Annotated in this window: 9 protein-coding genes; 7 read left to right on the top strand and 2 right to left on the bottom strand. The window is 40.4% G+C overall.

Annotated elements, in window-relative coordinates; genetic code table 11:
• The first annotated feature begins 383 nt into the window (after nucleotides 1-383).
• From SY85_RS10690 to SY85_RS10665, 6 genes are all read left to right on the top strand, one after another.
• Entirely contained in the window at nucleotides 384-1,061 is a 678-nt protein-coding gene (locus tag SY85_RS10690; protein WP_066404331.1) for a response regulator transcription factor, read from the top strand.
• A gap of 9 nt (nucleotides 1,062-1,070) precedes the next feature.
• Nucleotides 1,071-2,324, top strand: a complete 1,254-nt coding sequence (locus SY85_RS10685; RefSeq protein ID WP_082886368.1) for a sensor histidine kinase — start codon at nucleotides 1,071-1,073, stop codon at nucleotides 2,322-2,324.
• A gap of 128 nt (nucleotides 2,325-2,452) precedes the next feature.
• Nucleotides 2,453-4,438, top strand: a complete 1,986-nt coding sequence (locus SY85_RS10680) for an LTA synthase family protein (RefSeq protein ID WP_082886367.1) — start codon at nucleotides 2,453-2,455, stop codon at nucleotides 4,436-4,438.
• Nucleotides 4,439-4,682: 244 nt separating this feature from the next.
• The gene (locus tag SY85_RS10675) at nucleotides 4,683-5,702 is read left to right on the top strand and encodes an alpha/beta hydrolase family protein (protein ID WP_158512961.1); all 1,020 of its coding nucleotides are present in this window, start codon (nucleotides 4,683-4,685) and stop codon (nucleotides 5,700-5,702) included.
• 350 nt (nucleotides 5,703-6,052) lie between these two features.
• On the top strand, nucleotides 6,053-10,363 hold the full coding sequence (locus SY85_RS10670) for a PKD domain-containing protein (RefSeq protein WP_066404327.1): 4,311 nt from the start codon (nucleotides 6,053-6,055) through the stop codon (nucleotides 10,361-10,363).
• A gap of 5 nt (nucleotides 10,364-10,368) precedes the next feature.
• Nucleotides 10,369-11,388 carry a PorP/SprF family type IX secretion system membrane protein gene (locus SY85_RS10665; protein ID WP_066409596.1) on the top strand — a complete coding sequence of 340 codons (1,020 nt, stop codon included), beginning with the start codon at nucleotides 10,369-10,371 and terminating at the stop codon, nucleotides 11,386-11,388.
• Nucleotides 11,389-11,401: 13 nt separating this feature from the next.
• Here SY85_RS10665 and SY85_RS10660 read toward each other — a convergent pair whose 3' ends face one another.
• Nucleotides 11,402-12,634: a hypothetical protein gene (locus tag SY85_RS10660; protein WP_066404320.1), complete on the bottom strand. Its 1,233-nt coding sequence runs from the start codon at nucleotides 12,632-12,634 to the stop codon at nucleotides 11,402-11,404.
• Nucleotides 12,635-12,741: 107 nt separating this feature from the next.
• Entirely contained in the window at nucleotides 12,742-13,212 is a 471-nt protein-coding gene (locus SY85_RS10655) for a c-type cytochrome (RefSeq protein ID WP_066404318.1), read from the bottom strand.
• A gap of 704 nt (nucleotides 13,213-13,916) precedes the next feature.
• Between SY85_RS10655 and nosZ the strand changes: the two genes are divergently transcribed.
• Nucleotides 13,917-15,971 (top strand): Sec-dependent nitrous-oxide reductase, encoded by a 2,055-nt coding sequence (gene nosZ, locus SY85_RS10650; protein ID WP_082886366.1) that lies wholly within the window; start codon nucleotides 13,917-13,919, stop codon nucleotides 15,969-15,971.
• The last annotated feature ends 17 nt before the right edge of the window (nucleotides 15,972-15,988 follow it).

The following is a 15,988-nucleotide window of genomic DNA, read 5'->3' as shown; positions in this document are numbered from 1 at the left end:
GGCGTGAATATGATGGTAGGTATTGCCTGGCTATAAGTTTAGAGGGCTAAACTATTTCTATGCAGGCGCCAAGTTCTTGGAGTCTGATAAATACAATACAAGGAAGAGCTGGCAGAAAGAAAGGACTACCTCATTCATCTTCAGATTGTCTTTAGAGTTCCAATTTAAGTTTGCTCAATACGCTACCCTTATTGGCATTTGAGCACTACGATCTTAACGTTGTTTCATCAACTAATAGGAAAACTAGATCGATGCTGTTATCAAATTATAGTTTTGCTCAAAATGATCTATAAGGGGATCTGGAGTTATTAAATTCTCTGCTATAGTAACAAACAGGATATTGAAAGAAACTAAATGCAATCTAATTAATTAGTAAGCGTAAGATGAAAGTATTGATCATAGAAGACGAGGAGGAATTGGCGGATAGTATTTGTACTTACCTGGCTTCTGAAAAGTTTATTTGTGAAAAGGCTCCTGATTATCAAACGGCAATGGAAAAGATTGCCTTAAATGAATACGCTTGTATATTATTAGATATAACACTTCCGGATGGCAATGGTATAGATATCCTTAAAGAATTAAAGCGCCAGGAAAAGATAGATGGGGTACTCATTATTTCTGCAAAAAACTCGCTGGATGATAAAGTATATGGTTTGAAGTCGGGTGCCGATGATTACCTGACCAAACCATTTCATTTGCCTGAATTGGGGGCCCGTGTCGATGCGATCATTCGTCGGAAATCTTTTGACGGAAAGAATGTATTGCGGTTTGATGAATTGGTGGTGGATTTAAACGAAAAGACGGTCACATTTCAAATGCAGTTACTGGATCTAACACGTAAGGAATATGAACTGCTGCTATACTTTATTGGCAATAAAAATAAAGTAATAACAAAGAATGCAATCCTGAATCATTTATGGGGTGATAATATGGATATGATGTACAATTATGACGCTATCTATACGCATATAAAGAACCTAAGGAAGAAAATGGTTCAGGCTGGGGCGCCGGATTATTTCAAAACGGTATATGGGTTGGGATACAAGTTTATCATCCCTTAAATTTTTTGCATGAAACTATTTCAGCGATATAACAGGGTTAACCTACTCATAACAATTGTCATATTCCTATTGGCGAGCTTTACGTTTCATTATTTTATTGTTCATGTATTAGTGAAACAAATAGATGATGATCTGGAAATTGAACAAAGGGAAATACAGACTTATGTAAAAAAATATAATCGGCTGCCAGAGCCTATACCTGTTCGGGATCAGGTGATCACCCACACCCCTATACCTGCCCCCATTAAAGAGCAAACATTTACTTCAACTACGTTATTTGATTCTTTGAGCAATGGCAATGGCATTTTTCGGCAAATGGTTTTTAGTATAAATGTCAATGGACAATGGTATAAAATACTTGTTGCCAAGTCTGAAGAAGACACAGATGATCTTATTGAAGAGATCCTTCTGATTGTATTAACTACAGTTATTTTCATGTTGTTGGCTTCTTTTATCATAAACCGGATTGTCCTGAAACGGTTATGGAATCCGTTTTATAACATGCTTGAGTCTTTTAATCAGTTTCGGTTGGGTAAAAAGCAGGAGTTAAATTTTAAGCCCACTGATATTGACGAGTTTGAGCTGTTGCGGAAAACGATGCAGCAAACAATAAATAAAGCGGAAAGTGAGTATCATATCTTAAAGGAATTTACAGAGAATGCTTCTCATGAAATGCAAACACCGCTGGCCATCATCCGGTCGAAGTTGGACTTGCTGATTCAAGATGAAGCATTATCTGAAACGCAAAGCAAAATGGTGCAAAGTGCCTATAGTGCCATTGAAAAGCTTAACAGGTTAAACCAATCCCTGCTTTTATTAACTAAGATTGAAAACAGTCAGTTTGAGAAAGTGTCAGTTATTAACCTGAAACAGAAAGTAGAAGAAAAACTTGCTGAGTTTCTTGAGTTGTGGGATAATCAGCAAGTTTTAGTGACGGCGGAACTAAAAGAGATTACCATTTTGATGAATAATGAGTTAGCTGATGTTTTACTGAATAACTTGTTAAGTAATGCTACCCGTCATAATTATACCGGCGGGCGGATCGCAATATTTTTGGATGCTGACCATTTGAGGATTGTCAACTCTGGGAACCGCCATAGTTTAGATGAAGAAAAGATTTTTCAACGCTTTTATAAATCAGTACAAAGCTCTGAGAGTAATGGTTTAGGCCTTTCTATCATCAAACAGATTTGTGATGTTTCAGGTTTTACAGCCATTTATGGATATGAGCCTGGTATTCATACGTTTATCATTCGCTGGTAAACTGCCTGATTGGCGTTTCTTTGAGCCATTTATAAAAACAGTGGGCCATTTTTTACATAATCTTTAGAAAGTCTTCAGAATTGACTGGTAGTTTTGCAGGTTACAATTAGATTCGCCATCCACTATTCATGAAAAATATTCCTGCTTTATTTAAACTAGCAAAGGCAAAATGCCAGACAGCACTTTCAATATTTTCTAAGTTCGGGCCACTCTCCCCGTTGTTGCTATTTCTAACGCTATCGCTTTCACTTTTTTTAGTAAGTCGCTTGCTGTTAAGCTTTGCTTATTGGGATCGTATCATCCAGGAACCCCATTTCTACCTGATGTATCTTATTGGTATTCGGATGGATCTGATCTTAATATGTTATTATTTGTTTTTGCCTGCTTTGTTTTTCCTGTTGTTGCCAAAGCAGTTTATTAACTCCTCAAAGTTCTTCTGGATCTTCTACTTTACGTTGTTCATTGATGTTGCCTTTTTCATGGAAATGGCAACATTACCCTTTATCCGTGAGTATGATTTACGCCCTGATGCCATATTTATCAGGTACTTAAAGCACTTCAAGGAAGTGTCTGAGACTGTTTGGGCTACTAATAAATGGGAATTGATCATTACCCTCATTCTTTTATCCTTTGTCCATTATTTTACATGGAAGAGCTTTAAGAATGTTGTCTTGAACTTTAAACCGCTTACCTGGCGCTATCGGTTTCTTTTGTTGCCTGGTTTGGGTGGCTTGTTGTTTTTGGGTGCCCGTTCCAGCTTGTCTCCTCGGCCGGCCAACATAAGTACAGCCTATTTCTCAGAAAAGAACAAGTTAGTAAATGAGTTAACTCTTAACTCTACGTACTCTGTTTTTATAGCGGCAACACGTTTGACAAATGAAAAAGACCCGTCTGCTTTTTATGGAAACATGAATGAAGCAGAGGTTTTTGCGAGGGTAAAGAAGAATATGCAAATTCCGGATTCGGCTTTTGTAAAATCGGAAATTCCGTTTTTGCACAAACAGGAGGCAGGAGCTAATAGCAAGAGGCCGTTAAATGTTGTCATTATTTTGCAGGAAAGCCTTGGTGCTGAATATATAGGCGCTTTAGGTGGACTTCCTCTAACGCCCAATATTGACAAGCTGAGTAAAGAGGGATTATTCCTTACAAACCTTTATTCAACAGGAACGCGTACCGTAAGAGGCATTGAAGCCGTTGTAACTGGGTTTCTACCAACACCCGGTAATAGTGTTGTCAATCTTGGCTTATCACGAAGCGACTTTTTTACTTCCGGTGAATTGTTTAAAAAGCAGGGTTACACTACAGAGTTTATTTATGGAGGCCAGAGCAATTTTGATGAGATGCGGTCTTTTTTCCTAGGTAATGGTTTTACCAATATATACGATGAACCTACGTTTGTTAAACCCGCATTTAAGGGTGTGTGGGGAGTTTCGGACGAAGACCTGATGCGAAAAGCAGACGAGGTATTTCGCTCGCATGGTGATAAACCCTTTTTCTCTGTCATTCTTAGCACCAGTAATCATTCGCCTTTTGAGTTTCCTGATGGACGTATACAACTTTATGAGCAACCTAAGCAAACGGTGCATAATGCTATGAAGTATGCCGATTATTCAGTAGGGTTGTTTTTTGAGCTGGCTAAAAAGTCTGATTATTATAAAAATACTTTGTTCCTGGTAGTAGCTGACCATAATACACGGGTATTTGGTGATGATTTTGTTCCGGTACATAAGTTTCATATTCCTGGCTTATTAATCGGACCTGGCGTGCCGAAAGAAACCTTTAACAAGGTTGCCAGCCAAGTAGATTTACTACCGACTTTATTGCATTTTGCAGGCATTAATACGACAAATCCCATGATTGGGAAAGACCTGATGCAATTAAAAGCAGATGATCCGGGAAGGGCCATTATGCAATACAGCAATAATTACGGTTATATGGTAGGCGATTCGCTGATCGTATTAAAGCCTTACCAAGCCCCACAGGCTTTTGTTTATGACAAGGTTACTCATAAGCTTAGTCCGGCAACCGTTAATTCTGAATCGGCCAAAGATGCATTAGCGCATGCATTGTTACCATGGAATCTTTACCAGTCCAAACGGTATCGTATCGATTAGGGCAAGCTGGAAAACCTTTTCTGCAAAGGCATTTGGGATGAAATGATCTGTCAATTAATAGAAGTGAGCGCTTTTTTGCGTTATGTCTGACTTGATAATTGCCATAACTATAGTGTGTAAAATAGTTTCGGTGCTTTTTAGCAATAATTTTTGACTGCTTGAGCACCCGAGTTCACTGTTGCAGTTCTATCTTTCACGCCAAGGCTTCAAGTATAAACGGCAGCTTTCAAAAAAAATGCTCATATTGAATAAGCGGTTAGTGATATTTCAGCTACTGGCAACTGTAGTGATGGTTGTTGTACTGACATCCTGCAAAAAAGACTTTCTGTCAAAAAGCGATAAGAATGCACTGTTTGCAGAACCAACAACTACTGAGCTAAACAATATTTTTAGCGATTGGCAAAGCAGAAACCTTACGCCTACAGATTATACAATTATTCAGCAGGAAGATATTCTGTCGGGAAAATTTAAACTCAAGATTGTTTCTTTCAAAGTAAATAACATTAAAGAGTATGGCGCATTGGTTGTGCCCAGTACTATTAGTAAAGTGCCGGTGCAAGTGTTTGTGGGAGGGTTTGGATTAAACCTTACAACCAATAGTGTAAACATAGCCTTAGATAATGCAAATACAGCCGATGCGCACCTTTTGGCCATTCCGGCGTTGAGAGGACAATCATTGGAAATCACTATAAATGGAACTGTTTATAAATCGCCTCTATCCGAGGGCAATCAATGTGATGCCTTTGATGGGGCAACAGATGATGTACTGGCGTTTCTTAACCTGATTCAACAAACCGAGGCTTTTGCCGATGTAAACAGAACGGGTGTAAGGGGTGGTAGCAGGGGTGGCACTGTGGCATTATTGGCAGGCATTCGGGATGCAAGGGTAAAGCGGGTTATTGGGGTGGCTTGTCCTACCAATTTATTTGAACTCACATCTCAAAGTGAAAATGATGCTACGTACCAGTGCCAGTTTTTGAGTGGTTTTAAAAATGGGCAGGCAACCTTAGCGGAAACAAGAAATAAGATGCTAGCCTCATCACCTATTTACTTTGCAAAGCACTTGCCTTTAGGGCAATTGCATTTGGGATTGCAGGATAGAATTGTCCCTGTCAAGCAAGGGTACGACCTGGAGAAAGAAATTGAAAAACAAGGAAATGCTGCAACGTTTCAATTGTTTACTTACGACAAAACACATAACGATATAGCTACAAACAATACAGAACTTGCCGAGCGGACGAAAGCCTTTTTCTCACAATTGTAGTTACTAGACAAAGACAGCAACTGCGCCTACTGCAAGAATTAATGTAATAGGTTCAGTAGAAGTGGTTAAATTCTCGCGCATTGCCGTTGGCGGCTTTATTCGTGTTGTTGCTGGTATTTTGGCTGCACCAACGGTCTAAAGGGCGGAAAGCCTCTTTATTTGTGCTCATTCAATGGTAGTTAGGAGACTCATAAACTACCATCTTGCGCGAACTTTGGCGTAAAGAATACAACCGAAAACGCTTGTAAATGACCGAATTATAAAAGAATAAATGATAATTTTTGATGATGTAAAATAAAGGCTAGCTTTATTCATCTAATATTTATTAAGTAAATACCCTGTAAAAACGAATGAATGTCAAAGCTGCTGCGTGCGGTATGGTATTGATGTTTTTAATTTCTACCCTTTGCGCTCAGGATTTATCAAATAAAGGAAAGGATTTTTGGGTTGTTTATGCCGGCCATTTCGATGGTACAACCTCTCGAATGGCTTTATACATTACCTCGGATCAAAACGCTTCGGGTACCGTTGATGTTAGCGGAAACATGATCCCCTTCACCGTAACAGCAAACCAGGTTACAACCGTTCAACTAACAAATACTTCATCACCATCAAATGGCCTTGTTTATAACGCACAAGCGGAAGGCATTGGTGTTAAAAAAGGTATTCATATTATTGCAGATAAGCCTGTTGCTGTATATGCGCATATATTAAATGCAGCGCGTTCAGGATCTACATTGGTATTGCCAACCAATGTTCTGGGAAAAGAATATTATGTTTCTTCTTACAAATCCACATCACCTGGTCCAACACGCCGGTCACAATTTGATATCATTGCTACCTTAGATAATACAACCATTGAAATTACGCCAACTCAGGCCGATGCAAATGGAACACATCCTGCTAATGTTCCTTTTCAAATCACCTTATCGAAAGGTGATGTATATCAATATCAGAGTGATGAAGATCTGACAGGAACCCATATCAAGGCTATTGGCACGGCCAGCGCTACCTGCCAACCGATCGCCGTTTTTTCGGGGTCTACTTTCACCGCCATGGGCTGTTCTTCCGCCAGTACCGGCGATAACTTATACCAACAGTTGTTTCCCTTTACAGCCTGGGGTAAAACCTATTACACTGCACCCTTTATAAATAGAGCCTACGATATTTACCGGATACTGGTTCAGGACCCTGCTGAGTTGGTTTATGTAAATGGTGTCGCCTTGAATCCTTCTTTACTGATTGCTGGACGTTTTTATGAGATTAATACCATAGGGAACAACACGCCTCGTATCATTAACTCTAATAAGCCAATTTGTGTTTTTCAATACCTTGTTACACAAGGTTGTGATGGCGTAAATAGCGATCCGGAAATGATCGCTCTGAATCCTGTTGAACAAACGCTGAATGATATAACCGTTATGTCTGCCAGGCGCGACCTTACACCACCAAATACCAATATTGCCAACCATTATTTAAACATCATTTTTAAGACAAATACATTTAACTCATTAAAAGTAGATGGTGCATCACCTAAGGCGTTACCAAAAGCAATCAGCGGTACTCCTTACTCTTATATCCAGGAAGATGTAACGGCTTCAACTGCCAGTAATCCTACACATCGGATCACTTCAGACAGTGGTTTTATCTGTATCGCGTATGGGTATGGAAATGTAGAGTCTTACGGGTATAATGCAGGTGCTAATGTTAAGGATCTTTACCAGTTTGTTTCCATTCAAAATCAATATGCCGTAGTCGATTTTCCTGCTACCTGCAGAAATACACCATTTAATTTCTCGATGACATTCCCTTATCAGCCCACACAAATTAAATGGCTGCTAGGTACGATTGGTTATCCAGATGTTACTATAACGGCGCCGCTGTATGATTCTTCCTATGTTTTAAATGGGAAAACATTATATCGATATAAACTCCCGAATGCCTATAGCATTAATAAAACGGGAACTTATCCTATTAAAGTGCTGGCTCAAAATCCAAGTGCAGATGGCTGTGGTGATGAACAGGAGATCCAGTACGACCTTGAAGTTTATGAAAGACCTTCCTCTGACTTTATTTTTGATGGAAATGTCTGTATTGGAAATAGCACACAGTTTACTGATAAAAGCATTGGTAATAACAGACCTGTGATAAAATGGTCATGGGAGATGGGGGATAATTCCTCTGCCACAACAAAGAACCCTGCACATGTCTATGCTACCACCGGTAGTTTTGATGCCCGTCTTTCTGTAGTCACTGATATTGGTTGCGTTTCTGATACCGTTAAAAAAATAGTAACAATTAATCCTCTACCTATAGCAACATTTACTATTACTACAGCAGGCTGTGTGAACAAAGCCGTAACGTTTGTAGACGCTTCCACCAGTGATGCTGCAGCTATTGCTAAATGGTATTGGGATTTTGGAGATGGCACTCCACCAGTTGTTACAACGACTAATAATGCAGTAACACATACCTATTCAGCTACAGGTACCTATACGGTTACACTAATCGTCGAAACCACTATTGGTTGTAAAAGCACAATGTTCAGTAAAACAGTTGTGATCAATTCAAACCCCATAGCAGCCCTGTCATTTACCAAAGCATGTCTACCCAGTGGAAGTATGGCATTCAGCAACAATTCAAAGATCACGGGAGGAACGCAAGCCGACTTACAGTATAACTGGAGTTTTGGTGATGGTAGTTTTTCAATGGCTTTAGCTCCGGTTCATGTATATACTTCAACAGGGCCGTTCAATGTAATACTTATTGTAACGTCAAAAGAAGGGTGTGCCGATACGACCATTCAAAGTAACGCATTGGTTTTTGCTCAACCCAAAGCTTCTTTTTCAGAAAATGTAAAAACGAATTGTTTAGATAAAACCTTTGTGTTTACTAATGCAAGTACAGCAGCAAACGCCAGTGTTACACAATGGTTCTGGAACTTTGGAGACGGAACAACTTCAATAGATAAGAATCCCAGTAAGAAATACAGTTCAGCAGGTATTTATACTGTTAAGTCTTATGCGGAGTCTGACATGGGATGCATTTCAGATACGGCAACCGAAGTGTTACAGGTATATGCATTGCCAACCTCCAGATTCACCTCTCCATCCATAAGCTGTGCTACTAAGGATATAATCTTTACGGATCAATCCGTAGCCAATGAAGGAAAAATCAGTAAGTGGATATGGAATTTGGGTACAGGTGGACAGGATGTGGTACAAACGTCTAATACAACTTTTACAAACGTATACGCGTTAGCCGGTTCTTATAATATAACCTTGAAAACAGAAACCGATTTGGGCTGTGCAAGTCCTGTATTTGATACAATGATCTCCATACATCCTCAACCCGTTCCAGGATTTGCGATGTCTGCCAACTGCCTTATTGATCCTTATTCTGAATTTACCGATACCTCTAAGGTTGATGGTGGCACCATCAAGAGCTGGTCATGGAATTTTGGTGATGCGGATGCTGTTGGTAATGCTAACACATCTGTTCAACAAAATCCAAGACACAAGTTTTCAAAAGCTGTTACGTATTTGGTGTCACAAACAGTTACTACCGATAAGGGTTGTATAGCAGCCATCACGCAGCCTTTTACCATAAATGGTTCAAAGCCACAGCCCGGTTTTCAATTATCCGGCGGTAATACGCATTGTAGTAATGATACCATAGTACTTATAAATAATTCTGTAGCAGACGTTGGAAAGATTGTAAAGCTTGAAATCTGGTGGGATTATTTAAATGATCCATTGAATAAAACAACAGATGATAACCCTGTAATCGGCAAGCAATATCGTTTCAAATACCCGGAATTCTTTACGCCGGCCACAAAATCATACACCATTAAAGTAATAGCGTATTCAGGAATTAATTGTTGGAAGGATTCAACCATTACGTTTGATGTTATGAATACCCCTGCTATTACTTTCAATACATTAGATGCTATTTGTGGGAATTCACCCATAACGCAGTTTTCACCAGCTACCGTTACAAACGGTATTGCAGGACAAGGTGTTTATAAAGGTGATGGTACAGCAATAAACGGCCAGTTTAATCCTTTAGTAGCAGGTCCCGGTACACATTTAATTCGTTATACGCATACCGGAGCTAATGGTTGCAGTAACTATAAGGAGCAACCTGTATTAGTGTACCCGGCACCTACTGCTTCCGCAGGCCCTGACAAAATAATATTGGAGGGAGGCTTCGAAACATTAAATGGACTTGGTACTGGTTCAAATATCAAGTATTTGTGGACGCCTGCGCAATGGCTAAGCAGTGATGTCGTATCAGCGCCAAAAACAAGCGCCACAGATGATATTATCTATCATTTGACTGTAACTTCTTCAGATGGCTGTATGGCAACTGATGATGTGTTCGTTAAGGTTTTAAAAGGCCCTTCCATTCCCAATGTATTTACACCCAATGGAGATGGTATTAATGACCGTTGGGAAATAAAGTACCTGGACACCTATCCTAGTGCAAAGGTGGAGGTATATAACCGGTATGGGCAATTGACCTTTCAATCAAAAGGATATAGCAAACCTTGGGATGGAACGTTTAATGGCAAACCGTTGCCGGCAGGTACTTATTATTATATAGTAAGCCCGGGAAGTGGTCGCAAGCCAATGTCTGGATTTGTTGATATCGTACGATAATGATTATGAAAAAGACCTGGATCCTTTTTTATGGCTTATGCTTATTTACGCAGCTGGCTTTTGCACAGCAGCGACCTCATTATACACAGTATATTTTAAACAACTATATTTTAAATCCTGCACTTTCGGGTATCGAAAATTACACGGATCTTAAAATTAGTGGAAGGGATCAATGGGTTGGATTAAATGGCGCTCCAAAGACAGCCTATATTTCTTTGCATGCTCCTATTGGTAAAAAGGATTATAAAACATCTGCAACATCTTTTCAGGTGCCCGGCGAAAACCCCAGAGGGAACTCCTATTGGGAGAACTATACAGCTTCTGAACCACACCATGGTGTGGGCTTTACGTTAATCAATGACAAGACCGGTTTGTATAATCGAACTTCTTTGGCGGCTACTTATGCTTATCATGTAGGCTTATCACCTACAACAAATTTATCGGCCGGCTTTTCGGGAGGTGTTACAAACATCAGCTTTAATGTGTCACAGGCTAAGACCGAAAATCCATCTGACCCGGCTTTGGCTAACGGCGGAATAGTCAGTCGGCTGCGACCAGACATAGGGGCCGGCCTTTGGCTTTATTCGGCCGATTACTTTGTAGGTGTAAGTGCACAACAAATACTACCACAAAAAGTTTCTTTCGTAGATAATGATAAATATGGTGTTCACTTAGTACCACATTTCTTTGCCACTGCTGGTTATCGCTTTTTATTGAATGAAGACATTAATGCCTTACCTTCTGTAATGTTCAAATTGGTGCCGGGGTCTCCAACAATGCCTCAATTTGATATCAATTGCAAACTACAATATCATGACCTTTTATGGATAGGAGGCAGTTATCGGTTACACGATGGCTATGCTGCCATGGTTGGATTAAATGTGGGCAACACATTTAATATAAGTTACGCTTATGATATTGCGAATACACCACTGAATTCGGTGTCAAACGGTACTCATGAATTAGTGCTTGGATTTTTACTAGGCAATAAGTATGGTGACACTTGTCCAAGGAATGTCTGGTAACTATTGAAATAACTCAAGATGCCTTGCTTGGTCTATTGAAACCAGCAATACTAATGAGCATGGCGCTTAGGGCAAGAACTATGCTAATACCCCATAGCAACCAGTTATAAACGGGGTTAGTATGGCCGGTTAGCAAGCCTATGCCTTGAATTAGTAGAACCGTTTCCTGTACAATAACTGCTGTTATGAAACTGCCAATAGCAAAGCGGGTAAATGCATTTTGCGTTTGTAAAATGCCCATTACTGTATAGGCTGATAAAATGTAGAAGCTGGCCATGCCTAAAAAGATAAGATGCAAGAAGCCGATAATGATGGGCCGGAATCCAAAAACGGCGTTTCCTAAATCTGGTATGATAGTGCCCATTTGCAAAAAGCTTTTAATTAAGAAGGAGAGGAGCACTAATAAAAAAAGTGTTCTTGTCAGCGAGGATTGGAAAATTGCCTTTAAGGGAAGGATAGGGCCAATTTGGAAAAAATAGAACAAGCTGGCAATAATTAGAAGTATACCAATGACAGCAATGGCCATCAATACACCGTTATTAGGATGCCAGAGTAGCGATAGAAAAAAAGATGGAATCACCGATGCGCACAAAAGATAGGAAAAGCGCCTGACCGGTTTGGGAACTGGTTGTTCCTGTCGGGGATACATTTTTGTAAAGAACAGGGCAAAGACAGCCAGCGTAAAAAAGCCATTGTATTGAAAATGCAGGTAAAAGTAAAGGGCATCTCTATGTAGAATATTGTTTGTAGAGCCGGATGCTATTATGTAACCTAATATAAACGGACCGACAGATGATATAACCAGGCAAATAACAGCGCATAGGGCTAAAGTAAGCTGTGGTGTTTGATGATCTTTTAGCCGGATCGCTTTTATGAACCGCCAGGCATAACCGTATGTGCAAAAGATAAAAAGGGAAGAAAAGGTGATAGATATGGTATCATGACCCTGGAATGGAAAACTGATAAGCATTCCTAGCGAGGAGAGTGTTATTCCCCCAAGCATATACTGATACCACTTCCGTTGTTGTTGCGTTGGGGAAAGAATGGTATAGGTAAAAAGTGTAAGAAAGGAAAGTGTGACCCAGCTGGCAAAGGCGTAATGCGAATGGGTATTTATTAGAAAACGGTAATTGATCCAAGAAATAGGAAAGAGGATCTTACTACGCAGTAAAAAGCCAAGTAAGGCTACAATGCTTAAGTTAAGCAGAGAGATTCGGATCCAAAATCCTTTTTTGTCTGGTAGCATTTGAAAAAACTAAATCGGAAAAGCGTTGCTGTGGTTCGTCTGTGATCTCCATAAAACAATAAGCCACTTTCAACAAGCGGCTTATCTATATGGTCAATGCGTAACAATTAGTTTTTGCCATCGTTCTTACGCATAAACTCCAATACGGAACGCGCATCGCCGTCGCTCAGGTTTTGGTTAGGCATTCGCACCAAACACTCTTCCAGCAAGCGTTGAGCAGCTGTATCTTTTTCTATCATCTCATCCACATTGGTGGTAAAGTTCATAATCCATTCCGGCGTTCTTCTGTCGGTTACGCCATGCCAACCTGGACCTACCAATTTTTCCCCAGTGAGTTTATGGCAGGAGGCACACTTCATATCGTAGATGCCCTTTCCTTCGCCAACCATTTTCTCATCAAGAGGATGCGTTAATTCTACATTGGTATGCTTGCCAATTCCCTTAGGATTATTGGAAGCTGTAGGTTCTGATGTTGTGCTTTCCGTACCGGAGGTGGTACTGCTTTTATTATTGCCACAGCTAGTGCCGACCAGTAGGGCAACACTTAATACAAGTAATAATCTGTTTGTCACTGCCATAAATTATGATTTTGGTTTGAAGAGTTATGATTTAGCTATTGTTCTTCTTTTGCCCTTTCCATTTTCAGTTACTATCATCCTGATAATCGATTCTTTGCATCACAAATAACTTGCAAGAGCTTTAAGGGCATTCTTTTATGAGTCGAATTACTGGTTTATATAGGTTGTAATTGGCTTTAACAATAGGTAGCGTATCCGAAAGCCTCTGATGATGGATGTATTTCTGCAACCTTTAAGATAATATATAAGCCTCATTAATACAAACCTCTGCAATGCATTTAATACAGCTGGATGTCAAAAACTTTGCAATATAGGCTGTGCTGCAAATGTCTTGCCACCAGAGCTACGGTTTTAATTGTTTGTCATATTGAGACTAAAGTGCTCAATAAAAACTTGTTTCGCCGTTGAGTTGTGTTTTGTTTAAACACAGGCATGTGTTTTGCTGCCTTTCTTAAACCATATTAAACTAACAGGGTTTGAGAAATGCCACCATTCTCATACTGTCACTTAACCTTTCGTATAGACTGTTTGTACAAAGGGATATTCCTCCATAATATTTTATCGGTCGCTGATAAGTTATCTCTAGTAATTAATCAGACTCCTTTGGGAACAACATTGTGCAATAGAATCAGGTAATAATTGAACTGATGAGCATGGAATTCAAAAGAACACTTCAATCAATATTCACTCTTTTAATATATGCCATGAGAAATACAACTAGTCTTCTGTTATTACTACTGGTTTTGGGTAGTATGACAGTATTGCAACATTGTAAGCCTAAGGGGGCACAAGCTGCAATAAGTGGTGATGCAGCCACCGCAGTATATGTACAACCGGGGACACACGATGAATTTTATGACATTGTATCCGGAGGTTTCAATGGACAAGTAAGTGTATATGGAATACCTTCCGGTCGTCTTATTCGCATCATTCCAGTGTTCTCTGCTTTTCCGGAGAACGGATACGGATTCAGTGAGGAGACCAAACCCATGTTGAATACCTCGCACGGCTTTGTGCCATGGGACGACCTACACCATATATCCCTGTCTGTAACGAATGGTGAGCATGATGGCCGTTGGGCCTTTGCTAACGGAAACAATACACCGCGCATTGCCCGTATCAATCTTTCTACCTTCCGCACGGAAGAAATCTTAGAGATTCCTAATAGCGCGGGTAACCACTCTTCTCCTTATTTAACGCAGAATACGGAATATGTAATTGCGGGCACTCGCTTTAGTGTACCTATTCTTGGAAATACCGATGTCCCTATTAGTACTTACAAGGAAAACTTTAAAGGCACTGTTAGTTTTATCAGCGTTGATAAGAGTACGGGCCATATGAACATTGCTTTCCAGATTTTGACACCGGGAGTAAATTTCGACCTGTCAAGGGCAGGAAAGGCCAAATCGCACGGATGGTTTTTCTTTAGTTGTTATAACTCGGAAAAAGCCAACACGCTTTTGGAAGTGAATGCTTCTGCTAAAGACAAAGATTTTATAATGGCGGTAAACTGGAAAAAGGCGGAAGAGTATGTAAGTGCCGGAAAAGGGAAAAAAATACCTGCTCAATATGTCTCAAATACTTTGGATGAACGTACTCACATGGCTACTTCAACCATGCGAAATGAAGTGCTGGTGTTGGATCCAAAGGAGTGTCCAGATATGCTTTACTTTATACCTTGCCCTAAGTCTCCACATGGCTGTGATGTAGATCCTACCGGGGAATATATAGTGGCTAGCGGAAAACTGGCAGCAACGATACCTGTATTTTCATTTGATAAGATTCAAAAAGCCATTGCTGATAAAAATTTTGATGGCGATTACGATGGTATTCCCGTATTGAAATACGATGCGGTGTTACATGGTGAGGTTGAGAAGCCCGGCCTTGGCCCATTGCACACCGAGTTTGATGATAAGGGCAATGCCTATACCTCCATGTTTGTGTCTTCAGAAATTGTAAAATGGGATGTCAAATCTTTGAAAGTATTGGATCGTGTACCTACTTATTATTCAATAGGTCACTTATCTGTAGCCGGAGGGCCTACTGTAAAACCATATGGTAAGTACATGATAGCCTATAACAAAATTACCAAGGACCGTTACCTGCCTACGGGGCCGGAGTTGCCACAAAGCGCCCAACTCTATGATATCAGCGGCGATAAAATGAAGCTACTCCTTGATTTCCCAACCGTTGGTGAGCCGCATTATGCCGAGGCTATCCTAGCCAGCAAAGTGGCACCCAACTCCATTAAGATCTTTAAGATTGAGGATAATGCACATCCTTATGCTACGAAAGGCGAGGCCCAGGCCCGTGTGGAGCGGCAAGGCAATAAAGTTCATGTGTATATGACGGCTATCCGCTCACATCTGGCACCTGATAATATTGAGGGTATTAAAATGGGCGATTCTGTCTACTTCCATGTAACGAACCTTGAGCAGGATTGGGATGTGCCACATGGCTTTGCCATCAAGAATGCCAATAATGCCGAGATCCTTATTATGCCGGGCGAAACTCAGACCCTGACATTTAAGCCAGATCGTACGGGTATTTTCCCCTTCTATTGTACCGACTTTTGCTCTGCCCTGCACCAAGAGATGCAAGGCTATATGCGGGTGTCGCCAGCTGGAAGCAACGTGGCGCTAAAGTTTGGTATAGGTAAAACGGCTCAGGACACTACTAAAACAGCTGGTGCGGGCAATCAAGGAACAGAAACAGGCCAAAACAGTGCTGCGGGCGGTCCTTCCCGTCCTAGACGATAAAGCTTCATCATCCCTTA

It is taken from the genome of Flavisolibacter tropicus (assembly GCF_001644645.1).
In the GTDB taxonomy this organism is placed as follows: domain Bacteria; phylum Bacteroidota; class Bacteroidia; order Chitinophagales; family Chitinophagaceae; genus Flavisolibacter; species Flavisolibacter tropicus.
Note: the sequence above shows the minus strand (reverse complement) of the source record. Positions and strands in the feature narration are given on the sequence as shown.